Here is a 22,799-nt window from a genome sequence, read left to right on the forward strand (position 1 = left end):
ACAGATAGTGGATGAGATTCAGGACGAGATCGGGAGGTCGACCAACTCGGCGAGACGTGCCCGATGCTGATACGCGGTTCCCAGCGACAACTGGTCGCTCTTCGCCCGCTTGAGGTACAGGTGCGCCGGATACTCCCACGTCATTCCGATACCACCGTGGAGTTGGACGCATTCTTCGGCAGCATGAACCGCGACGCCGCTGCAGAATGCCTGGGCCACCGTCGCTGCGATCGCCGCATCGGCGTCGCCGCGTGCATAGGTGTCCGCCGCATATCGTGCTGCCGCACCCGAGGAACTGACTTCGAGCCAGAGATCGGCGAGGCGGTGCTTGATCGCCTGATACGAACCGATCGCCCGGCCGAACTGCTTGCGCTCCTTCACATACGCGAGGGTCGTCTCGAGGCACCACTGAGCCACGGCGAACTGTTCGGACGCCAGAAGTGCGCTTCCGCAGAGCAACGCTTCCTCAACCGCCTGAGCGGCATCGCCGTTGTCGACCCGGACCGACGGCGCCCCCGAGAACTCGACGTCCGCCAATCGGCGCGTCATGTCCAGGGACAGAACCGGCGTGACGGTAGCGTCGGCGATCCGAACGGTGTGCAGCTCCACACCGCTCTCACCGGCAACCGGAACAACAAGAACATCGGACTCGGCGACGCCGGCAACCGTCGTGACGCTGCCGACGAGTCCATCCGCCGTTGCCTTGACAGTGGGTGTGAATGTTCCCGGTGCAGTGGATAACGGGACGACCAGAGCGGCCGTCGAATCCCCCGCTGCCAATTGACCGAGCACGTCTGTCTCGCCCGCTTTCAACAACGCCGTCGTCGCCAGCACAGCACTGGTGAAGAACGGAACGGGAGCGACCGCACGTCCGATCTCCTCCATCACGACCGCCGCCTCACGCGTGGACGCACCTGCCCCGCCCAGTTCCTCGGGTACCAGCAGTCCCGCCAAACCGAGTTCCGACGCCAGTGACTTCCACAGTCCGGTGAAGTCGGCGGACACGTCGTCGTAAGCCGTGACCACGGTATCGGCGCCGGCCCGCTCACTCAGCAGTCGTCTGACGCTGGCACGCAGATCTTGTTCGGTCTCGGAATACAGCAGATCGGCGCTCATCGGGGTAGGTCCTTCCAGGCGATGTCCTTGTCGACGCGATGCTCGGGCGGCAACCCGAGTACTCGTTCTGCGATGACGTTGCGCAGGATCTCCGACGTTCCGCCTTCGATCGAATTGCCCTTGGCCCGCAGGTACCGGTATCCGGGTTCACGCCCGGTGAAGTCGACGGAATCCGGTCGACGCAGTGTCCAGTCGTCGTAACGCAGACCGGCTTCGCCGTGCAACTCGAGGTCGAAACCCGAAATCTGCTGGGCCAAACCGGCAAACGCGAGCTTCATTCCCGAGCCTTCGGGGCCGGGCTGTCCGGCGGCGAGCTGCTGGCGAAGCCGCTCACCGGTCAGACGCGCGACCTCCGATTCGGTCCAGAGCCGCATCAACTCGTCGTGCATCGCCGGGTTACGCAGCTCGGGCTCGTCGCGCCAGGCCTGCGCGACCTTTCCGATCATGCCGCCCTCACGCGGTGCGCCCGAACCGATGGCAACACGCTCGTTGTTCAGGGTGGTGGTCGCAACCTTCCATCCCTGACCTTCGGCTCCGAGGCGATTGGCGTCCGGAATCCTGACGTCCGTGAGGAATACCTCGTTGAATTCGGCCTCGCCGGTGATCTGGCGCAGCGGACGGACGTCGACGCCCGGGTCGGTCATGTCGCAGATGAAGTAGCTCAGACCCGCGTGTTTGGAGCGTGACGGATCGGTCCTGGCCACCAGAATCGCCAGCTGCGCGTTCTGCGCGCCCGACGTCCATACCTTCTGCCCGTTGACTATCCAATCGTCGCCGTCGCGGACGGCGCGGGTAGCGACGGCCGCGAGGTCCGAACCTGCGCCCGGTTCGCTGAACAGCTGGCAGTAGACCGTCTCCGCAGTCCACAACGGGCGCAGGAACTTCTGCTTCTGCTCCTCGGTACCGAAGGCAGCGATGGTCGGTGCCGCCATGCCCAGTCCGATCCCGTTCTTACCGGTGGCCGGGCCGGGTGCACCGGCGGCCTCCAGCTGAGCGTTCACCTGACGCTGAAAGCTCTGCGGTACACCGAGCCCCCCATGACCTTCGGGGAAATGGACCCACGCCAGTCCGGCGTCGAATCGTGCGCCGAGGAAATCCGATGCCGACACACTGCTCGGATCGTTCTCCGTGAGAAGCGTGTTCACCTTGTCGGTGAGGTCACGCGATACTGCCTCTTCGTCGAAAGCCATGCCCATTCCTTCGGTTCGAGCGGTGAGCGGACGGTCAGTCCTTGGGTCCACCGGCAACGTAGACGACCTGACCGGAAACAAAGCCTGCGCCTTCACTGACGAAGAACGACGCGGTGTGCGCGATATCCTCGGGCTGCCCGACGCGATTGACCGGAATCTGCGAAGCGGCAGCGGTCTTGAAGTCCTCGAAGCCGACTCCCATACGCTCGGCCGTTGCGGCGGTCATCTCGGTTTCGATGAATCCGGGGGCAATAGCGTTCGCGGTGACGCCGAACTTGCCCAGCTCGAAGGCCAATGTCTTGGTGAATCCCTGCATTCCGGCCTTCGCAGCGGAGTAGTTGACCTGTCCACGATTACCGAGAGCTGACGTGCTCGAGAGGTTCACGATGCGGCCGAACTTCGCTTCCACCATGTACTTCTGCACCGCACGCGACATGAGGAACGCTCCGCGTAGGTGGACGTTCATCACCGAATCCCACTCGGCAACGCTCATCTTGAACAGAAGGTTGTCGCGAGTGATACCGGCATTGTTGATCAGTACGGTGGGTGCGCCCAGTTCTGCCGCAACACGATCCACCGCTGCAGCGACCGAAGCCTCGTCGGAGACGTCAGCGCCGACGGCCAGCGCCTGGCCGCCTGCAGCCTTGATCGCGTCGACGGTTCCGGCACACGCTGCTTCGTCGAGGTCGAGCACGGCGACGGCAAAGCCGTCTTCCGACAGTCGCTTGGCCACTGCCGCACCGATTCCGCGTGCTGCACCCGTGACAATTGCGGTTCTACGTTCCTGGCTCACTGGCCCTCCATAATTTCGTGATTCGACGGATACCGGAAGATCTCGTCAGATCCCGGCCTGATCTGCAATTTCCCTGGCTTTGGTCACCAAGGCGTCAATACGCTCCACGGTGGGAGTTCCACTCTCGGCGGCATTCTGCGGTTCGTCGCGGGCGCGACGCATCACGCCTTCGGCGATCACGGCAATCTTCCACAGTCCCAAGGTGTGCCAGAACTTCAGCGCAGCCGGATCCCGTCCGGTGGCCTCGAGATAGATCCTCGAGATCTCCTCACGCGAAGGGAATCCGGGGAGTGCCGATGCCGGAAAATCGCCGCCCGTGTTCTCCCCAGCTGCCGGCCAGTACGCCAACAAGCTTCCGACATCCGCCAACGGATCACCGAGTGTGCAGAGTTCCCAGTCGAGGGCCGCGACAACTTCTCCGTTCTGAGCGGAGGTGATCACGTTGCGTAGGTGAAAGTCGCCGTGCACCAACGTGGTTTCGGTATGAGCCGGCTGAGCCGCAATGAGGCGTCGGGTGAGATCGTCCAGATCGGGGCATTCCCGCGTCTTCGACTGTTCCCACTGACCACCCCAACGCTTCAGCTGCCGTGCGGCGTAGGGCTTGTGGCTCGCCAAGTCGTCGAGGCCGGCCTGCTTCAGATCCACGGCGTGTATCTTCGCCAGCGTCCGAGCGAGCGAGATGCCGATTGCCCGACGACGATCTTCCGACAACGCTTCCGCGAGCGGCATCCGGTCCACCACTTCGCCGTCCACGAATTCCATGAGGAGCAGCGGGACTTCGGTGACGGCCGGGTCTTCGGTCAACCCGAATACGCGCGGAGAAGGCACCTCGGTGGATTCGAGAGCGCTCAGGATTCGAGCTTCGCGCGCCACGTCGTGTGCCGAGGCCAGAAGGTGACCCAGCGGTGGGCGTCGTAGAACCCAGCGATGGCCGCCCTGATCACGGACCAGGTATGTGAGATTGGACTGCCCCAGGCCAATTCGATCGAAGGACAGCGGCCCGCTGAAGTCGATCCCCAGGCCTGCTATCCACCCGGTGACCGCTTCGGTATCGAGTCCCACGACTCCGACGCTAGCCACCGACGGACGCACCTTGCCGGAACGGGAGTGCGTCGCCCAACAGCTGGCCACCGTCGATGGTCATGATCTCGCCGGTGATCCACTGGGCCGCATCGGAAACCAGGAAGGCGATGGCAGCAGCGACGTCCTCGGGTTCACCGATACGTCCGAGAGCGGTCGATGCAGACACCGCTTCTTCGTGTTCTTTCCACAGCGCTTCGGCGAGTTTGGTTCTCACCACTCCCGGAGCGACTGCGTTGACACGGATCTTCGGCGACAACTCGAGCGCTAACTGCTTGGTGATGTGGATCAGAGCAGCCTTCGACGCGTTGTACGTACCGATCCCGGCCTCGAATGCCATGCCACCGATCGAGGCGGTGTTGACCACGGAACCACCGTGCTCGCCCATCCAGGCCCTCGCTGCCAGGCCGGTCCACAGGACTGGAGCCCACACGTTGACGTCGAAGGTCTTGGCGAAGCGCGAGTGATCCTGATTGATGATCGGCCCGAACGACGGGTTGGTGCCCGCGTTGTTCACCAGGATGTCGAGACTGCCGAAACGCTCGATCGTCTGCTCGACGCACTTGCGGGCAGCATCCTCGTCCGTCGCGTGTGCGCCGACACCGATCGCGTTGCCGGTCACCTGTGCGGCAGCCGCATCTGCGGATTCCTGTGAGCGCGAAGTCAGTACGACGTTTCCGCCCGCCGCTGCAATCGTCTGCGCGGTCGCGAGGCCGATGCCCCGCGATGCGCCGGTGATGATCGCCGTCTTACCTGTGAGATCCAGTCCTGCCATGTCAGTTCGCCTTGACTTCGCGGTACTTGCGCAGTTCCTGCTTGGCGATGGCGCGCTTGTGCACCTCGTCCGGGCCGTCGGCCAGACGAAGAGTGCGCATGTGCGCGTATGCCATCGCGAGCGGGAAGTCGTCCGTGACGCCGCCGCCGCCGTGGACCTGGATGGCGCGGTCGATGATCTTGAGCGCGATGTTCGGCGCCGCAACCTTGATAGCCGCGATCTCGGTGCGTGCTTCCTTGTTGCCCACCGTGTCCATCATGTGTGCAGCCTTGAGGGTGAGGAGTCGAACCATTTCGATATCGATACGCGCCTCGGCGATCCAGTCCTGGATGTTTGCGTTGTCGCTGACAGGCTTTCCGAAGGTGATGCGGGTGGATGCGCGCTTGCACATCAGTTCCAGTGCACGCTCGGCCATTCCGATTGCACGCATGCAGTGGTGGATGCGGCCGGGGCCGAGACGGGCCTGGCTGATCGCGAATCCTTCACCCTCACCGGCGAGAATATCCTTGGCCGGGACGCGCACGTCCTCGAAGGTGATCTCGCCGTGTCCTTCGCGGTCCTGGTAACCGAAGACCGGCAGGTTGCGCAGGATCGTGACACCGGGAGCATCGATCGGCACGACCATCATCGACTGCTGACGGTGCGTCGCGGCGTTGAAGTCGGTCTTGCCCATGACGATCAGAACCTTGCAGTTCTGGTGCAAGGCGTTGGAAGCGAACCACTTACGGCCGTTCAGCACGTACTCGTCGCCGTCACGGTCCATACGGAGCTGGATGTTGGTGGCGTCGGAGCTGGCAACCTCGGGCTCGGTCATCGCGAAAGCGGAACGGATTTCGCCTTCGAGAAGTGGCTTGAGGTACTTCTCCTTGTGTTCGTCGGTGCCGAAGAGCGTGAGCACCTCCATGTTTCCCGTGTCCGGAGCGGCGCAGTTGGTGGCTTCGGAGGCCAGGTGGCTGCGGCCCATGATCTCTGCGAGCGGTGCATATTCCAGGTTGGTCAGGCCGGGGCCCCATTCGGGATGGGGATGGAAGAGGTTCCACAGCCCGCGGGCCTTGGCTTCCTTCTTCAAGTCGTCGATGATCGGCGGCTGGAAGTGTGGGTTACCGGACTCACGCATCTGCTCTTCGTACACCGCTTCGGCCGGATAAACGTGCTTGTCCATGAAATCGATCAGTTCGGCCTGGTACTTCTTGGTGCGATCCGAGAACTCAAACACTGACATGTGAACTCCTGACAGAGAGGGAAGGAAAATTGGGGGCTCGATGTTCGAGATGGCTGTTGACGCCCTCGACGACATCCGGGCCGTGAAATGCGTTCAGCATCAGTGATTCCGCACGCCTGGCGGAATCGGTGAAGCTCGAGTGCGCGTCGGCACTCATCTGAGACTTGATGACGGAGAGAGACGTCGGCGAACAGCTGGCCGCGATGTCCTCGGCGTAGGCAACCGCTGCGTCCAGGACGTCATCACCGGTGACCAGGTGGTCGATCAAACCGATGCGGTACGCCTCGTCCGCATCCACCATCCGGCTGGAGAGCAAAAGATCGACAGCGCGGCTGTGCCCGACCAAGCGTGGCAACATCCAGGAGATGCCGTACTCCGCAATCAGTCCCCGGCGCGCGAATGCGGTGGTGAATCGTGTTGCGCTCGAGCCGAAACGAACATCGCAGTACAGGGCCTCGACCATACCGAGGCCGGCAGCGACGCCGTTGACGGCAGCGATCAGCGGCTTACGGATGGTGGTCGGGAAATCGCGGTCTCGCGGTCGGATCAGATCACTTTCGGAGACTTCGCCGACGTTCTTCAGATTGCCGAGGTCGGCCCCCGAGCAGAATCCTCGGCCGGAACCGGTGACGACAATTGCTCGGACACCGGGATCTTCGTCTGCTGCAGCCAAAAGGTCGTAGTACTGGTCTTCGAGCACGTTGGTCCACGCGTTGAGAACGCGGGGCCGATTGAATGTCAGGACCAGCACCGCTCCTCTCTGCTCGGAGAGGACGAGCTCCTCGGTCATCGCGTTCCCGCGAGCAGCGACGCCTGGTACCGACGCATCCCGCGCAGCCAACGGTCGTAGTCGGCGCCCTTCTGCCGGTACATGTCCAGCACGTTCTTGTGCGGAAGGATGAGGAATTCCTCGGCATCTACTGCAGCCAGGACGATTTCAGCGCATTCGGCAGGCTCGAGGACGTTGCCCGCCGCCAGCACGGCTCCGGTTGCGGCCTTACCGACCGGATCTCCGGAGTTCTCGCCCTCGTAGAGAAGCTTGGTGTTGACGCCCATCGGACACAGGCAACTGACACGAACGCCCTGATCCCCGTAGGTGATCGAGAGCCACTCGGCAAACGCGACCGCAGCATGCTTGGTCACCGAGTACGCGGCGGATCCGACCTGACTGAGCAAGCCGGCCGCAGAGGCCGTGCTGATGAAGTAGCCCTCTCCGCGCTCGGTCCAACCTGGGACGAGGAGCCTGGCAGCGCGAATGTGGGCGCGGACGTTGACGTCGATCGTCGTGTCCCAGACGTCCTCGCTGATGTCGAGGCCCATGCCTCCGGTGACGCCGGCATTGGCGAAATAGAGGTCGACCGGGCCGAATTCCTTTTCCGCCTGCGCGATCAGGGCCGCAATGACCGTCTCGTCGGAGACGTCGCCACCGGCAGACACGGCCGCTCCGGGATGCTCCGCGTTGATCGCCTCGGCCACCGCTGACGCTGCCGCTCCGTCGAGGTCGGCCACTACTACGCGTGCGCCCTCGGCAGCCAGTCGCTCGGCCAGCGCACCGCCGATCCCCCCGCCGCCACCGGTGACAATTGCTACCTTCTGGGCAACCTTCATGAGCGATTCCTCTCGCTTGCGTCATACCTACGCGCTGACAGTGATCCACGTCTCCCCTCATGTATAGTTGAATCCGGCGTCAGTTTCAACCGTCGAATCGTGACGCTCACCCGAACGGCCCGTTCCGTCCTCCTGAACTGCGAGTAAAGGGATCAACGATGACTGAAAACCAATTGCCCGTCCGCCCGTCCACCTTCGCCGAGCTCGAGAAGCTCATCGGCCAGGAGCTGGGCCCGACGGAGTGGTACGACATCACCCAGGAGCGCATCAACGCGTTCGCCGAAGCCACAAACGATCATCAGTGGATCCACGTCGACCCGGAACGCGCCGCATCGAGCCCGCTCGGCAGCACCATCGCGCACGGACTCTTCAGCCTCTCGCTGGGCCCCCAGTTCTCCTACCAACTCATCCACTTCGACGGCTTCGCGCACAGCCTCAATTACGGTTACGACAAGGTTCGCTTCCCCGCTCCGGTCCCCGTGGGATCCCGGGTTCGCATGCGCGCAACCGTCGTGTCCGCGGAGCAGTTGCCCGGCGGAATCCAGGTGAAGATGAGCCAGGTGGTCGAGCGCGAAGGTTCCGACAAGCCCGTCGTCGTCGCTGAATCCGTCGCTCGCGTCGTCGAAAAGAGCTGAACCGGCACGTCCCGGCCCCCGAGCGCGGGACGGCCGGGGCGGCCCCTCGTCAGAGACGGTCGGGAAACTTGAGAGCGTTCGCCCACAGATCGGTCACCGTGGCGACAATCTGATCGAACTCCGGCAAACGCCCGTCCACCTCACCCTCACGGAGGGTGAACAGACTGTAGGCGAGTCGACTCACCATGCCGGAGAGGGCAATCGACGCCGTCATCGGGTCCAGCGTCGTGTCCGCGATGCCACGCGATTGCAGATCGGCAATCCCCCGAGCGTTACGACGGATGAACGCATTGGCGCGCTCGCTGCGAAACTTCCGGAACTCGGGGTCGATGTGGGCGACCTGCTCCATCAGACCCATCAATTTTGCATTGCGTTGATACGCGGCCAGATACGCCCGATTGCTCGCCTCGAGCACGGCGTAGGGATCGTCAGCCCCGTCAACACGCCCCATACCGGGATGCATCATGTCGTCTCGCGCAACCTCGAGGACGGCGGCGAACACCTCTTCCTTGTTCGCGAAGTACGTGTAAAACGATCCCGTCGCGCAGCCGGCTTCTTTGGCAATGTCGACGAGGCGGGCGTCGAGATAGCCACTACGCTCGAAAACCGTACGGGCAGCGGCTACTAAAGCTGCGCGCGTGCGAGTTCCCCGCTCGGTAGTGGGCCGATCCCGGAGCAGCGCGGGTGGAGCCACCGGTAAGGCGGCAATTCGCGATTCGTCGTCGAGCACAGTGCGCTCCCCGTCCTTCCGGGCCAACATCATTTCGGGACAATCCCAACAGACTCGATGTTGACGCCGGATTCAAGTGTACGCTCTGGTGAGACCCAGGACACACAATCGGTCGATTCCTCCCGAAAGGCAGAACCATGGTTAGCGTTCTCGACCCGGTGACCCGTCACGCGGAAGCCACTCCGGACAATATTGCAATTCGCGGCACGGACAATCACTGGACTTACCGACAGCTCCACGACGCGTCTCTGGCGTTCGCCGGCCGCATTCGCGACGAAGGGTTGAGCGTCGGCGACCGAGTTCTGCTCGCGGCGCCGTCGGTGCCGGAATTCATCGTGGCGTACATGGGGATTCAGGCCGCAGGATGTGTCGTGGTGCCCATCAACACGATGTCGGCGCAACCCGAAGTCGAGTACGTTCTGGACGACGCGGAGATTTCCCTGGCCATCGCCTGGCATCAGCTCGGCCCCGCAGTCCAGGATGCAGGGAGTGCGCGCGGCGTCCCGGTATGGACGCTCACCGAAGAATCGGCGAAGGCCGACCATGCACGGGGAACCGTGGTCGACCGCGACGCAGCAGACACCACGGCCATTCTCTACACCTCCGGCACCACCGGACGCCCGAAGGGCGCTCAGCTGACCGTCGGGAATCTGTTGTCTGCCGGTGAGATCGGCACCGAGAGCAGCCGCGGAAATCCCTCGGACCGCACCGGAACCGGACTTCCGCTCTTCCACATCTTCGGCCAGGGTTCGGTCATGCTGGCAACCTTCACCGGCGGCGGATCACTGTCCCTGCTCGCCCGGTTCGATCCCGCTGCCATGCTCGATCTGGTGCGTCGGGACAAGCTCACCATCATGGCCGGCGTCCCCACCATGTGGAATGCAATGCTGCACGCCGCCGCCGACGTGGACAGCTCCGACTTCGAACAACTGCGGATCGCGATCTCCGGAGGCGCATCACTTCCCGGTGAAGTCGCTCGCGCCTTCGAAGCACGTTTCAACTGCACGATCCTCGAGGGCTATGGCCTGACCGAGACGAGCGCGTTCGGAACTTTCAACAGTATCGACCGCGTTGCAAAGATCGGTTACACCGGCCGCGCCGTACCGCGCACCGAGGTCGAGGTCCGTGATCACGACGGAAATGTCTGCGAGGCAGGCACAGTGGGTGAGGTATTCATCAAAGGACCGACGATCATGAAGGGATACTGGAAGCGCCCTGACGACACGGCCGCCGTTCTGTCCGACGACGGATGGTTCCGCACCGGAGACCTCGGCGCGACCGACACCGACGGGGATCTTCGCATCGTCGACCGCGTCAAGGACCTCATCATCCGTGGTGGATACAACGTCTATCCGGGCGAGGTCGAAGAGGTGCTCTACCAGCACCCCGACATCATCGAAGCCGCGGTGATCGGCATCCCTGACGACTACTACGGCGAGGAGGTCGCTGCAGTGGTGGCCGTGCGCCCAGGCTCCGACCTCGAAGCAGCTGCCGTCACGTCGTGGGCTCGGGAACGTCTGTCCGCCTACAAGATTCCCCGGGTCGTCCAGTTCATCGACGCACTCCCCAAGGGTTCGACGGGAAAGATCCTCAAGCGATCGATCGACCGGTCCGAACTCCTCGCCCAGAAGCAGAACTGAAATCACAGGTGAGCCCCCGGCGAGATTTCGCCGGGGGCTCACCTGTTCACGAGCTCAGAGGGCCCTGTCCATGTACTTGTACTCAGAGATCTCTGTCCATGCGCTCAGAGTGCGTCGAAGTACTCGATCTGTGGGGCACCGGCCAGGAAGGGCGCCATCGCTTTTCCTGCAGCCTGGAAATGCTCGGACGTTCCGTGCGCCTTGATGGCCGCGCCGTCCTGATACAGCTCCATGAACTTGTAGGAATTCGTATCCGTCTTCGAGCGGATCAGTTGATACAGAACCGTTCCGGGCTCTTCCGTGCGCACCTTCTCGGCGAGTTCGGCGACTACGGCTTCGAACTGCTCGCCGCTTCCGTCCTTGACGGTGATATCCGCGATGACAGCAATCATTCATTCCTCCAAAAGTGTTCCAGCAGTATTCGAGTATTACCGAGCAACCTACAGTTTCACTGCGTGGGCAGTAGTCCGAACGTCGATTCCAATTGCCTGCGAGTACTTTCCGCGTCGGTGTGGAGAATGCCCGCAATCCCCAACCGGGCCGCACCGTCGAGGTTCTGTTGCAGATCGTCGATCATCACGGCATCTTCGGGCGCGACGCCCAGGCGCTCGCACGCGATGGTGTAGATCTGACGAGAGGGCTTACGAATCCCGACTTCCGACGAGATCACAACCTCGTCGGCCAGGTCCTCGAGGACAAATCCCGCATAACAATCACGCCCGAAAGCGTTGGACACGAGCGCAACAGGGTGGCCCGCCGCCCGCACGTCTGCGAGCAGACGCACCATCTCCTCGTCCCGAATCAGCCCGGCCTGCATCCGGTCGACCAGCCCCACACTGTCGACGACGGCGCCGTGCGCGCGTAGACGTTCCCCGAATCCGGCCTCGAATGCTTCCTGGTCGATCTTTCCTGATTCGTGGTCGGAGAGCAGCCTCTTCGAGACGTCGTCGCGGGAGAGCAGGGTCAACGGAAGTCGTGGGTCACCGCCGAGCGAGGCTCCGAAGTCTGCGAAAGCCTGCAGAACACTGGAGGTGAGAACTCCACCGAAATCGACGAGCACTGCCGTACGCGTGGGTGTCATTCTCCCATCAGACACCAAACATGAACCCGGCGTCAACATCAATTTTGCTGTAGCGAGAATTGTAAAGTGTTGATCCACAACCGGTTGACCGTATCGAGCAGACCGTCGAACGTCACTCCGGCGGCGCCGTCCTCGCCGCCGCGGGATACGAAGTAAGCGAACGCAAGTCGACTGATCATTCCGGAGAGTGCCCGAGACGTCAGCAGCGGATCCAGATTCGCGTCCGCCAGACCGGCTTTCTGCAGCTTCTCGATGCTGCGCGCATTGCGACGTACAAACGCGTCAGCGCGCTCGATGCGGAGAACCCGGAATTCCGAATCGATACTTGCGACTTGCTCGAGCAGACCCATCAGCTTCGCGTTCCGTCGGTACGCCTCGAGGTACGCGCGGTTACTCGCTGCGATGACCTCAGCGGGATCCGCGCCTTCCGGAGTGTGCGGCATGCCGGGATGCATCATGTCTTCGCGCGCCAGCTCCATCAGTGCCGCAAAGATCTCTTCCTTGCTTGCGAAGTAGGTGTAGAAGGTGCCGGCCGAGCACTGCGCTTCCACCGTGATGTCGATCAGACGCGAGTCCAGATAACCGGTCCGCTCGAAGACCGTGCGAGCCGCATCGATCAACGCTCGACGCGTACGCAAACCACGCTGAGTGGAGGGAAGCTCCCGTGACACTGTCGACGAAGCATCTTCGGAGCCTGTGCGTGCTGCAGCCATGCTCCAGTTATACGTCAGTCGCCCGCTACCGGTGACCGGTAGCGGGCGACTGTTCGAGATCGAAGGCGTTACTTGGCGTACAGGTGCGCGCCGGGAATTGCGTTCGGATCGTCCCGAACTTCCTTCGGGTTGGTCTCTTTCAGCACCCAGGCACTGAAGAAGGTCACCAAGCCCATGAGTGCTACGAACGCGGCAACCCACGTCGTGGTTCCGGTCTTCGCGACAAGTGCTGTCATGATGAACGGAGTGCCGCCGCTGACCGTGATCGCAGCCAATTGGTAGGCCAGCGATGCGGCCGAGTAACGCACGTTGGGCGCGAACAGCTCACCCATGTAGGCCGCGATCGGCCCGTAGGTCATCGACTGGAACACGCTGCCGACCGTGACTGCGATGAAGAACAGCGGCAGGGACTTGGTGTTGATCAACCAGAAGTACGGGAACGCCCACACCACGATCGCCGCAGCGCCGATCAAGATCATCGGACGACGACCGATCTTGTCGGACATCTTCCCGGACCACAGCACCACTCCGACGGTCAGCAACGCACTCAGGAGCGAGATGATGAGCAGTGAGTTCCGCTTCAACCCCAGTTCGGTTGTGCCGTAGCTGAGCACGCCTGCGATGCTGATGTAGAACAGCGCATTGGTGGCAGCGAGCAGTCCGCAGCCGAGCAGAATCTTGCGCCAGTGATCCTTGAGTGCCTGGGCCAACGGAGCCTGAACGACGACGTCCTTTTGATTCTTCTTTGCGTCTTCCTGCAGCTCGAGGAACTCCGGCGTGTCCTCGACCTTCGTCTGGATGTACAGAACAACGGGGAAGAGCAACGCGCTGGCGAAGAACGGAACCCGCCAACCCCAACTCAGGAACGCGTCGTTGGAAATGGTCGCGGTCGCGACGAGAAAGACCAGGTTGCCCAGGACAACACCGAACGAGACACCCATCTGACCGAAAGTGCCTGAGAAACCACGCTTCTTGGGACTCGCGGATTCGGTGAGAAGAAGGACGATTCCACCCCACTGTCCACCGCAGGCAAGACCTTGAATGAATCGCAGCGTCACAAGAAGGATCGGAGCGACGACGCCGATCGCCGACGCACTCGGAATCGCGCCGATCAGGAAGGTTGCGACAGCCATCAGCAGCAGGCAGGTGACCACCGCGGGCTTGCGTCCGTACTTGTCACCGTAATGCCCCGCGACCAACCCACCGATGGGACGAGCTACGAACCCGGCCCAGAACGTACTGAACGAGAGCAGTGTGCCCATCAGTGCCGAGGAATCGGGGAAGAACACATGCGGAAAGACCAGTGCTGCAGCCGTTCCGTACAAGAAGAAGTCGTACCATTCGATGGAACTGCCGAGCAGTCCCGCGCCCAGAAGTTTGCGGTGTGCTCGCTTCTTCTTTCGGTCCTGATCGGACAGGCCCCCTGCCTGCGTGCTCGAATCCACTGCCGATCTCGTCATGGGTTACTCCTCGATGGGTCGGACACTCGTCGCGCCGGGAGTTGAGAAGTCGAATCGGAGCCAGAAGTAGAAACTGACACCAACTTCAACTCTATGGCGTTGCGATCAGTCTGCGACACAAAAAGAGTGATGTCAATCACTGAAATGCTTTGCCGCATAGGGGACTTAAACCCCTATCGATTCCCGGCAGACACCACGACGAATGGCCGGCTCACCTTGTCGGCGGCCGGCAATTCGTTTGTCAGGTAGATCTAGTTCGGAACCCGCAGCTCGCGACGAAGAATCTTGCCGCTCACCGTTTTCGGTAGGTCATTCATGATCTCGACGATGCGCGGATACTTGTATGCCGCAAGCCTTTCCTTGCAGAATTCGACCAGATCCTCGGTGGTCGCCTCGGACCCGTCTTTGAAGGATACGAAGGCCTTCACAGTTTCGCCGCGATACGGATCCATGACACCGACGACGGCAGCTTCCCGCACCGCAGGGTGTTCGTAGAGAACGTCTTCCACTTCGCGCGGCCACACTTTGAAGCCCGAGGCATTGATCTGATCCTTCATCCGGTCGACGATGTAGAACCAGCCGTCGCCGTCCATGAATCCGATGTCACCGGTGTGAAAACGCCCGCCCGGCATGGCATATGCGGTTTCCTCCGGCTTGTTCCAGTAACCGAGCGCGACCTGTGGACCGGAGACCACGATCTCGCCGTACTCCCCGATCTGTACCGGCTTGTCGTTCTCGTCCACTACCTCCGCGTACGTATTCGATACCGGCACTCCGACGGCGACCGCTCCCGACGCCGGATCCACCGGTGCTTCACGAGAGTTCGGTACAACGATTGCCGGGCTGTTCGTCTCGGTCAGCCCGTAGCCGTTATGAATGTAGTGACCGAACTTCGACCGGAACGCTTCCAACGCCGCGTGCGGAATCGGCGCGCCACCCGAATACACCGACTCGAGACTGCTCAGCGATTCCTTCGAGACTGCGGCGCTGTCCGTCCACGCGATGAACACGGTGATCGCACCGATGATCGCGGTTGCCCGATGTTCCGAAATCGATTCCGCTGCAACGATGGGATGGAATCGGCATGTCAGAATCGTGGACGCACCGGCCAGGAGTGGGGCCGCGACGTGCCCGATCAATCCGGTGATATGGAACAGTGGCGCCACCGCGAACATCGCGCCACCGGGTCGCAGCTCCAACCAGTCCCGATAGATCTGCGCCGCGAACACGACATTCGCGTGCGTGTTCATCGAACCTTTCGGCGGGCCGGTCGTTCCCGACGTATAGGGAAGGTAGGCAAGGTCTTCCGGTCCAAGCTCGACCGGCCCGGGCTTCTGTCCTCGATGCGCCTCGATCAATTCCAGCAGGTCCGGAAATCCATCGTGGCGAATCCTGGACGCCGAACCGAAGATCCGTTCGTCGTCGCGCGACTGAAAATCCAGTTCCGACGTGGTGATGACCCGTCGTACTTCGGTGCCCTCAGACGCGGTCACAACCGTCTCGGCCGAAGACTCCAGACAGATGACCGCTACCGCGCCGCTGTCGGCGAGAACAGTGGACAGTTCACGGTCCCGGTACATCGGATTGACCGGAACGACGACGGCGCCGAGTTTCCACACCGCGACCGTCGCGATCACGAACTGCGGAACATTCTGCAGGACAAAGGAAACTCTGTCTGCAAACCCGATTCCGTCCTCGGCGAGGGCTACGGCAAGCGCGTCCGACATCTCGTCGAGTTCGGCAAAGCTGACGGTTCCGTCGAAGTACCGGATGATCGGGGCATTGCGATCGCGCTCCAGCGATGCCCGGAACATCTCGAGGGCGTTGACGTGCTCGATGTCTACGTTCGGCGTTGTGTCCGCGTCGTAATTGGCGAGCCAGGGCTTGCTCTCGTACACGTTGGTCATAAGTCAGCTCTCGAAGTACCGACGTGGGTTGTCGACCAGCATCGCCTTGACCTGGTCTTCGGTGACACCACGTTCGAGCAGCGCCGGAATGACGTCATCACTGATGTGGGTGTAGTTCCAGTTCGGGAGTGCCACTTCTCTTGCAGCGCTGGGGAAGTAGTCGATGAAACACGACGCATCGTGTGCCAGCACCATCTTCTCCGCGTAGCCGCGACGGGCCATCTCCACCACGGTGTTGACACGGTCCTCGAACGACAGGAACGGCTCGAGTCCGAAACGGTCCATCCCGAGTAGCGAACCGGCATCGGCAAGCGCACACAGATAGTCGAGATCGGTGGTGTCGCCGGAGTGCCCGATGACCACCTTGGTCAGATCCGCGCCCTCTTCGGCCAGAACCTTTTGCGCAACGAGGCCCGATTCCGTATGTGGATTGGTGTGCACCGTGATCGGCACTCCCGTTTCCACCTGCGACTGTCCGACCGCGCGCATGACCCGCTCGACGCCGGGGGTTAGACCCGGTTCCTCGATGGCGCACTTCAGGAAGGAGGCTCGGACACCGGTTCCAGCGATTCCTTCCCTGATGTCCTTGACGAACAGTTCGACCATCGGCTCGGGACCGTCGAACAGCAATCCCGGTCCTGTGTAATGGAATTGGAAGGGAATGTCGTTGTAGGTGTAGATGCCGGTGGCAACGATGATATTGAGATCGACCTGCTCGTTGATACGGGCGATTCGCGGAATGTACCGGCCGAGGCCGATCACCGTGGGATCAACGATCGTGCTGATTCCGCGGGATTTCACCTCGGTCAGCTTCGCTACTGCGTCCGCTACCCGCACCTCCTCATCCCAGGGTTCGGGGTAGTCGGGGTAGTTCTGGCGCAACTCCTCACCCAGAACGAAGACATGCTCGTGCATCAACACCTTTCCCAGATCGGCTGTGTCCACCGGCCCACGAACGGTTTGTACTAAACTCATCGATCGAACCCCTGACTGTGATCGCCATCACTAACATGAGACAATGAGCTAGTGTGTCTCACGTGGCGAGGTTCGTCAATAGGCTCGATCCCCCGAGGCTCACCGTTTTTCAAAGGCCGAAATTGTGCAGTACCGGACAACCGGAGAGAATGTCCCGATGCCTACCGACCTCGAACGCCGACGCGCGATCGACACCGCCGCGAGCATGTACCTCGCGGAGGAACCACTCGACATGTCACTGCTCGCCGACCGTCTCGGGGTAGGCCGCGCGACGCTCTACCGCTGGGTCGGCAACCGCGACGAACTGCTCGGAACAGTGCTGGCCGAGGCCACCGAACGGACATACCGCAAAGCGATGTCACAGGCGTCGGGGAAAGGTCCGGAGTACATCCTCGACGTTTTCGGCCGCGTCATGCGCTCGGTGGAATCATCGACCGAGCTGCGCGCGCTGACCAAACGTGAACCCATGGTGTTCATCAAGCTCGCGATGATGCCCGGTTCGATCGAGTCGATCTCCGCCTCCATCACCGCCGAGATACTGCAGTCCCAGGTCGACGCGGGCCAGTTGACCATCACACTTTCGCCACAAGTGCTGGGCGAAGCCCTCGTTCGTATCTGCGACGTACACCTCTACGCGCCCCTACTCGGACGAGAAAAGGCCGAGATCGAGACGGCCCTCGACCTGATCGCACTACTTCTCGGCGTCACCCGCAACTGACGGGACCGACTGAGGAACGCTGCTGCGACACACTCGCCAACCCGAGTCCTCAGACGTCTGATGAGTTGCTACCCTGTCGGTACACCCACGAGAGGCAAGCCGTGTCCGACGACCACACAGGATTCACACTTCGCAGTGGTCCCCTGGTACCGCAACTCGAACAGTTGCTGCGCGGGCGAATCATGCAAGCGACGTGGGCGCCGTCCGAGCGCATCCCCAGCGAGGCGGCCCTTGCCGTCGAACTCGGCGTCGGACGCTCCTCGATTCGCGAGGCCATCCGTCTCCTTGCTCGCGACGGACTTCTCGAGGTTCGGCACGGCGTCGGAACCTTCGTGGCTGCCGCATCCGAACTCGAGCATGTCGACGAATTCACCAAGCTTCTTCGACGCTCACGCATCCTGGAGGTCTTCGAAGTGCGTCGCGCACTCGAAATCGAGGCCGCCAGGCTGGCCGCGGAGCGGGTACAACCCGAAGACCTCGACGGCCTGAGGCGACGACTGACCATGCGACACAGCCATTTCGAAGGTGATGTCGAGAAGTTCGTGGACGTCGACCTCGACTTTCACACGGAAGTTGTTCGCCTCTCCGGTAACGCGGTTCTGCTCTCGCTGTTCACGTCGGTGCGTCCGCTCCTTCGTGAGTCCCTCGTCGAGATGATGGCCCACGAGGCCGGCGTCCCCGACACCTCGCATGCCCATGATCAGTTGGTCGAAGCACTTCAAGATGCCGACCCCGAAGCCGCGGTAGCGGCAACACGAGCGAACATCGACACCGTCCTACGACGCCTGCGTGTGCTCGACGCCTAAGAGAGGTTGGTTCTCGTGCAACACCCCACCGGCACAGTTCTGTCGACCGAACACGTGGATCTCGTCCGCGACGGCCGATACTTGTTGAAAGACATCAACATTTCGATCGAACCCGGACAACACTGGGTCCTCCTCGGCGCGAACGGCGCGGGCAAGAGCACGCTTTTGAGCCTGCTCGGAGCAACCGCCCACCCGACTCGCGGTTCCGTTTACGTCCTCGGCCACAAGTTGGGCCGCGTCGACATGCGCGAATTGCGAATGGACATCGGGCACGTGAACCCTCGTCACACGATCGGGGTTCCGATCACGGTCCGCAACGTCGTGATCACCGGTCTCACCAACACCACCGAGGTGATGCCGCGGTGGTCACCGACTCCGGAACAAGAAGCTCATGCCGACGCGCTGATCGATCTCCTCGGCATGCGCCCGCGTTCGGACGCACTGTGGCCCAACCTGTCCCAAGGTGAACGGGGACGAGCCCTGATCGCCCGAGCACTCATGGTCGAACCACGCCTGCTTCTGCTCGACGAGCCGGCGACCGGGCTGGATCTGGCTGCACGCGAACAACTCTTGACGGCACTGGACGACCTCCGCAATCAGAACCCCTCACTTGCCAGCATCCTCGTGACGCATCACATCGAAGAGATTCCGAGCACCACGACGCACGCTCTCCTGATCAAGGACGGCGTCGTGACCGCCGGCGGCCTCGCCGAGAATGTGATCACCACCCAGAACATCAGCGAGTGCTTCTCGCATCCCATCGAGATCGAGCGTCGCGGTGGTCGGTGGAATGCGCAGTCCCGGCCACGCGAAAGAGTCTGACCGACAGGAGTTTCAGAGACGTCTGGCGCCGGGCCCCTCCCGGCCCAGTTCGTCTCCGGGGTTGAGCAGGTTGCATGTCTTGAGTGACAGACACCCGCAGCCGATGCAACCTGTCAGTTCGTCTTGCATCCGGTTGATGGCCTGCTTGCGATCCTCGAGCCGTTGATTCCACTCCGTCGAGATCTTGCGCCAGTCCTTCTTCGTCGGAGTTCGCCCCTGCGGCAACGACCCGAATACTTCGGCAACTTCGGCAAGCGGTATCCCGAATCTGACTGCCAGCTGGATCAATGACACCCGCCGGATCGAGTGACGCGGGAACTTCCTCATGTTTCCCGCCGTCCGCTCCGCAGGAACCAGACCGAGTGTTTCGTAGTAGCGCACCGCCGACACGGCGACGCCGGTTCGTGCCGATACCTCACCGATCGAGAGAAGTTCGTCACTCTTGCGGATCATTTTGCCTCCCAATGGCTGCACGACATTGACCTGAAGCGCACTTGAGATTCTACCTTCGACAACATGCACTCCCCCACCGATGCTCCCGCCGGAACCTGGCGGCAGCTACTGAGCGGTCGATACCTCGGCACCGCTACCGTCCTCGCAGGCGGCGTCGCGCTGTATGCGACCAACGTCTACCTGACGACCAGCCTGCTTCCGACCGCCATCGACGACATCGGTGGCCAGCAGTACTACGCCTGGACCGCAACGGTCTTCCTCATCGCTTCCGTCATCTCCTCGATGCTGGTCACCAACGTCCTCGCAGCCAGGGGACCACGCGGGGCTTACCTGATCGGCCTCGCGATCTTCGCGCTCGGCACCGTCGTGTGTGCAGTCAGCCCGACCATGGAACTGCTGTTGGTCGGCCGCACGATCCAGGGGTCGGGAGGTGGCCTGCTGGCCGGTCTCGGTTACGCCGTCATCAATGCCGCGCTCCCGAGACATCTATGGACGCGCGGAGCTGCGTTGGTTTCGGCGATGTGGGGAGTCGGCACCTTCGCCGGGCCCGCGATCGGCGGTGTCTTTGCTCAATTCGGTGCCTGGCGATGGGCTTTCGGCGTTCTGGTCATCGCGACGATTGCAGTTGCCGCTCTCGTTCCCGGCGCCCTGCCAGCGCATGAACCGGGAAGCGCCACCCGTAGTCAGGTGCCGGTCCTCTCACTGGCACTGCTGACCGCGGCAGCATTGTTGGTCAGCGTCGCCGGAATTCTGTCCAACCTCGCAGTGACCGCCGGGATGGTCCTCGCCGCTGTGCTGCTACTGATCGCTTTTGTCGCCGCAGATCGCCGCTCGGGCCACGGCGTACTGCCACCGTCGACGTTCAACGCGTCGTCTCTCAAATGGGTGTACCTGACCATCGTCGTCCTCGCTGTCGCGTCGACCGTCGAGACGTTCATTCCACTCTTCGGCCAACGACTTGCCGGACTGGCACCGCTCGCCGCCGGATTCCTCGGCGCCGCACTCGCTCTGGGCTGGACTCTCGGCGAAATCCCGAGCGCCTCGGCCACTACCCCTCGTATCGTGCGACGAATCGTTGTCAGCGGTCCGATCCTCGTCGCGATCGGGTTGGGCATCATGGCAGCATTTCTCACCGAGCGCGCCGGCGCCGGTGCGATGGTCGCGTGGGTGATCGGACTGCTGGTCGCCGGCGTCGGAATCGGCATCGCCTGGCCTCATCTTGCAGTCGGTGCGATGACCTCGGTCGCCGATCCCGGGGAAGGGGCGCGGGCCTCGGCTGCCATCAACACCGTGCAGTTGATCGCCAACGCTTTCGGCGCAGCTCTGGCTGGAGTGCTGGTGAACATCGGCGAACCGTCGACGCTTCGTTCTGCACAATTGCTTCTCTTCACCTTCGCCGCTGTCGCGATCATCGGCATTGCCGTGGCCGGTCGCGCGCTTCCGCGAACCCTCGACAAAGTCGACAGACCCGAAATCGTTCACGACGCTCGCTAAACTGTGGAAAACCCACACGGAGGAGTTGGCCAGTGACCGAACCGGATCCGGACACAGTGGAAACCGACTTCCCGAAAACGGGCGCTCCCGCACAGCGCGCGCTGATCGGCGCGGGTTACACCCACCTCGCGCAGCTGACGTCCGTGTCCGAGAAGGAACTCGGCACCTTGCACGGGATGGGGCCGAAGGCCCTGAGGATTCTGCGTGAAGCACTCGCCGAACGTGGCCTGAGCTTCGCCGACTGAGCTCTCACATCAGACCAGGCTCGCGCGAACCTGGTTGCCACCTTCCCGCTTCGCTTCGTACATTGCCGAATCTGCAACGCGGAACAGTTCGGCAAAGGCTTCGTCGACTGACTCGTCCAAATTCCGTGGCGCGGTGCGGACCGCCATTCCGACGCTGGCACTCGTCGGCGGATCATCGGCCGCCCCGTCCATCGCCGAGCGGATCTGTCCTTCCAGCCTGGAAATCATGCTGACCGGTACCCGCTCCACCACGACGAACTCGTCACCGCCCGTACGAGCTGTCAAGGCGGACTGGGTTGCCCACAGACGGATACGCAGTGCAGTTCGCATGATCGTGCTGTCTCCCACGTCATGGCCGTGAACGTCGTTGATCGTCTTGAAGCGGTCGAGGTCGATCACCACTACGAGTAGTGCATCCGCTTCGGTGACCGGAGCTCCCATCACGTCGTTCACCCGACGCGCCAGTCCGCGACGGTTGAGCAGACCAGTCAACGGGTCGATGTCGGAGGTACTGGCGTCCGAACCCAAGACCGCCAGAACAATCTGTGACACACCGGGAATCACGATGATCGTAGCCAGCACAACCGAGATCTTCGCCAGTCCCAACCCGACGTCGGCCGTTGGGCCGAACAACAAAGTCCACCCCGAAAGCATCGTGACGATCGAGGCGAAGATCAGGTGACCGACTTGGAGTTTCGGATTGTGGAAGAACGCAATGTAGCCACCGATCGACGCAAAAACGACGCACGCGATGAGCCGCCCCAGCGGTTCCGTGTCGGTTGCCGCTGCTGCCGCAATCGCAGCGTCGGAGCCCACGACAAAGGTGTACGACCACAGCGGCGTCGGCGGAAACAACCACCAGATCAGAGCCGCGCCGAAGCACAGCACGATGACTGTCAGATTGACCGCTCGCCAGAACGCACCTTGCGGACCGACGTCACTGAATCGCGCCGACAGCAATACCAACCCCATCCAGAACGCAGTTCCGCCGACCAGTGCCCGGCAGGAAGTCAAGAACGCATGGTCCTCGAGGTAGCGACTGAAACTGTGAAACTGGTCCGGCAACCGCCACCAGCGCAAGACAACTTCGACGCGACCGTTCATCACTGGTCAGCCAACGCAGGTCTGCAACTTTCGGGCACACTTCGACGTAGCGGACACGCTGATTTCCCCCCGGAACACACTGGCATATCCGGCAGCATAGTCAGCGGAGACAGACAAAAAAACCGTTCTGCCGGATTAAGGATCAGAACCTACACCCAGCGCCCTGGGCTACTACTCAGCAAGGATTTGATAGCGCTCCGCCCTCCCTGTCAGATCGATCAACCCTGTCATG

24 protein-coding genes are annotated in these 22,799 nt (G+C 62.1%); 7 read left to right on the forward strand and 17 right to left on the reverse strand.

Features of this window, described 5'->3' with window-relative positions; translation table 11 throughout:
* Positions 1-18: 18 nt before the first annotated feature.
* From QM716_RS18100 to QM716_RS18135, 8 genes are read right to left on the reverse strand one after another with little or no spacing between them, the layout of a single operon-like run.
* On the reverse strand, positions 19-1,116 hold the full coding sequence (locus tag QM716_RS18100; RefSeq protein ID WP_283305389.1) for an acyl-CoA dehydrogenase family protein: 1,098 nt from the start codon (positions 1,114-1,116) through the stop codon (positions 19-21).
* Positions 1,113-2,306, reverse strand: a complete 1,194-nt coding sequence (locus QM716_RS18105; protein WP_283305390.1) for an acyl-CoA dehydrogenase family protein — start codon at positions 2,304-2,306, stop codon at positions 1,113-1,115. Before QM716_RS18105 ends, QM716_RS18100 begins: the two co-directional genes overlap by 4 nt.
* Before the next feature lie 34 nt (positions 2,307-2,340).
* Positions 2,341-3,099, reverse strand: coding sequence for a 3-oxoacyl-ACP reductase FabG (gene fabG, locus QM716_RS18110; protein WP_020909429.1), 759 nt, complete (start codon positions 3,097-3,099; stop codon positions 2,341-2,343).
* Positions 3,100-3,144: 45 nt separating this feature from the next.
* Positions 3,145-4,179: a phosphotransferase family protein gene (locus QM716_RS18115; RefSeq protein ID WP_283305391.1), complete on the reverse strand. Its 1,035-nt coding sequence runs from the start codon at positions 4,177-4,179 to the stop codon at positions 3,145-3,147.
* On the reverse strand, positions 4,172-4,954 hold the full coding sequence (locus tag QM716_RS18120) for an SDR family oxidoreductase (protein ID WP_283305392.1): 783 nt from the start codon (positions 4,952-4,954) through the stop codon (positions 4,172-4,174). Before QM716_RS18120 ends, QM716_RS18115 begins: the two co-directional genes overlap by 8 nt.
* 1 nt (position 4,955) lies before the next feature.
* On the reverse strand, positions 4,956-6,176 hold the full coding sequence (locus QM716_RS18125; RefSeq protein WP_283305393.1) for an acyl-CoA dehydrogenase family protein: 1,221 nt from the start codon (positions 6,174-6,176) through the stop codon (positions 4,956-4,958).
* Positions 6,163-6,966, reverse strand: a complete 804-nt coding sequence (locus QM716_RS18130; RefSeq protein ID WP_283305394.1) for an enoyl-CoA hydratase-related protein — start codon at positions 6,964-6,966, stop codon at positions 6,163-6,165. The genes QM716_RS18125 and QM716_RS18130 overlap by 14 nt, the downstream gene beginning before the upstream one ends.
* On the reverse strand, positions 6,963-7,784 hold the full coding sequence (locus QM716_RS18135; RefSeq protein WP_283305395.1) for an SDR family oxidoreductase: 822 nt from the start codon (positions 7,782-7,784) through the stop codon (positions 6,963-6,965). Before QM716_RS18135 ends, QM716_RS18130 begins: the two co-directional genes overlap by 4 nt.
* Before the next feature lie 158 nt (positions 7,785-7,942).
* Here QM716_RS18135 and QM716_RS18140 point away from each other — a divergent pair, with 158 nt between their 5' ends.
* Positions 7,943-8,419: a MaoC family dehydratase gene (locus tag QM716_RS18140; protein ID WP_003942878.1), complete on the forward strand. Its 477-nt coding sequence runs from the start codon at positions 7,943-7,945 to the stop codon at positions 8,417-8,419.
* 49 nt (positions 8,420-8,468) lie between these two features.
* Here the strand turns inward: QM716_RS18140 and QM716_RS18145 are convergent, their stop codons facing one another.
* Complete coding sequence (locus QM716_RS18145; RefSeq protein WP_283305396.1) at positions 8,469-9,182, reverse strand: TetR/AcrR family transcriptional regulator; 714 nt, start codon at positions 9,180-9,182, stop codon at positions 8,469-8,471.
* 104 nt (positions 9,183-9,286) lie between these two features.
* Here QM716_RS18145 and QM716_RS18150 point away from each other — a divergent pair, with 104 nt between their 5' ends.
* Positions 9,287-10,789 carry a class I adenylate-forming enzyme family protein gene (locus QM716_RS18150; RefSeq protein ID WP_283305397.1) on the forward strand — a complete coding sequence of 501 codons (1,503 nt, stop codon included), beginning with the start codon at positions 9,287-9,289 and terminating at the stop codon, positions 10,787-10,789.
* Between the two features lie 104 nt (positions 10,790-10,893).
* Here QM716_RS18150 and QM716_RS18155 read toward each other — a convergent pair whose 3' ends face one another.
* The 6 genes from QM716_RS18155 to QM716_RS18180 all read right to left on the reverse strand — a co-directional run bounded on the left by QM716_RS18155 (position 10,894) and on the right by QM716_RS18180 (position 16,925).
* Positions 10,894-11,181, reverse strand: a complete 288-nt coding sequence (locus QM716_RS18155; RefSeq protein WP_230817338.1) for a putative quinol monooxygenase — start codon at positions 11,179-11,181, stop codon at positions 10,894-10,896.
* 56 nt (positions 11,182-11,237) lie between these two features.
* A complete protein-coding gene (locus tag QM716_RS18160) occupies positions 11,238-11,870 on the reverse strand; it encodes an HAD family hydrolase (RefSeq protein ID WP_283305398.1) in 633 nt (210 codons plus the stop codon).
* Between the two features lie 38 nt (positions 11,871-11,908).
* Positions 11,909-12,583 carry a TetR/AcrR family transcriptional regulator gene (locus QM716_RS18165; RefSeq protein WP_283305400.1) on the reverse strand — a complete coding sequence of 225 codons (675 nt, stop codon included), beginning with the start codon at positions 12,581-12,583 and terminating at the stop codon, positions 11,909-11,911.
* Positions 12,584-12,651: 68 nt separating this feature from the next.
* Positions 12,652-14,043, reverse strand: coding sequence for an MFS transporter (locus QM716_RS18170; RefSeq protein ID WP_283305401.1), 1,392 nt, complete (start codon positions 14,041-14,043; stop codon positions 12,652-12,654).
* Positions 14,044-14,294: 251 nt separating this feature from the next.
* A complete protein-coding gene (locus tag QM716_RS18175; protein ID WP_283305402.1) occupies positions 14,295-15,950 on the reverse strand; it encodes an AMP-binding protein in 1,656 nt (551 codons plus the stop codon).
* 3 nt (positions 15,951-15,953) lie between these two features.
* Complete coding sequence (locus tag QM716_RS18180; protein ID WP_283305405.1) at positions 15,954-16,925, reverse strand: phosphotriesterase family protein; 972 nt, start codon at positions 16,923-16,925, stop codon at positions 15,954-15,956.
* Between the two features lie 157 nt (positions 16,926-17,082).
* Here QM716_RS18180 and QM716_RS18185 point away from each other — a divergent pair, with 157 nt between their 5' ends.
* From QM716_RS18185 to QM716_RS18195, 3 genes are all read left to right on the forward strand, one after another.
* Positions 17,083-17,643: a TetR/AcrR family transcriptional regulator gene (locus tag QM716_RS18185; protein ID WP_283305406.1), complete on the forward strand. Its 561-nt coding sequence runs from the start codon at positions 17,083-17,085 to the stop codon at positions 17,641-17,643.
* 101 nt (positions 17,644-17,744) lie between these two features.
* Positions 17,745-18,449, forward strand: a complete 705-nt coding sequence (locus tag QM716_RS18190) for a FadR/GntR family transcriptional regulator (RefSeq protein WP_095972837.1) — start codon at positions 17,745-17,747, stop codon at positions 18,447-18,449.
* Positions 18,450-18,464: 15 nt separating this feature from the next.
* Positions 18,465-19,271: an ABC transporter ATP-binding protein gene (locus tag QM716_RS18195; protein ID WP_283305408.1), complete on the forward strand. Its 807-nt coding sequence runs from the start codon at positions 18,465-18,467 to the stop codon at positions 19,269-19,271.
* A 12-nt stretch (positions 19,272-19,283) separates the two neighbouring features.
* Here the strand turns inward: QM716_RS18195 and soxR are convergent, their stop codons facing one another.
* Positions 19,284-19,724 (reverse strand): redox-sensitive transcriptional activator SoxR, encoded by a 441-nt coding sequence (soxR, locus tag QM716_RS18200; protein WP_283305409.1) that lies wholly within the window; start codon positions 19,722-19,724, stop codon positions 19,284-19,286.
* 63 nt (positions 19,725-19,787) lie between these two features.
* On the opposite strand from soxR, the gene QM716_RS18205 reads away from it, so the two are divergent.
* Together QM716_RS18205 and QM716_RS18210 are read left to right on the forward strand one after the other, a co-directional pair.
* Positions 19,788-21,218, forward strand: a complete 1,431-nt coding sequence (locus tag QM716_RS18205; RefSeq protein WP_283305410.1) for an MFS transporter — start codon at positions 19,788-19,790, stop codon at positions 21,216-21,218.
* Between the two features lie 32 nt (positions 21,219-21,250).
* Positions 21,251-21,463 (forward strand): helix-hairpin-helix domain-containing protein, encoded by a 213-nt coding sequence (locus tag QM716_RS18210; RefSeq protein ID WP_283305411.1) that lies wholly within the window; start codon positions 21,251-21,253, stop codon positions 21,461-21,463.
* A gap of 9 nt (positions 21,464-21,472) precedes the next feature.
* On the opposite strand, the gene QM716_RS18215 is transcribed toward QM716_RS18210, so the two are convergent.
* Positions 21,473-22,567 carry a GGDEF domain-containing protein gene (locus QM716_RS18215; RefSeq protein WP_283305412.1) on the reverse strand — a complete coding sequence of 365 codons (1,095 nt, stop codon included), beginning with the start codon at positions 22,565-22,567 and terminating at the stop codon, positions 21,473-21,475.
* Positions 22,568-22,799 lie beyond the last annotated feature (232 nt).

Source organism: Rhodococcus sp. IEGM 1409 (genome assembly GCF_030056735.1).
In the GTDB taxonomy this organism is placed as follows: Bacteria; Actinomycetota; Actinomycetes; order Mycobacteriales; family Mycobacteriaceae; genus Rhodococcus_F.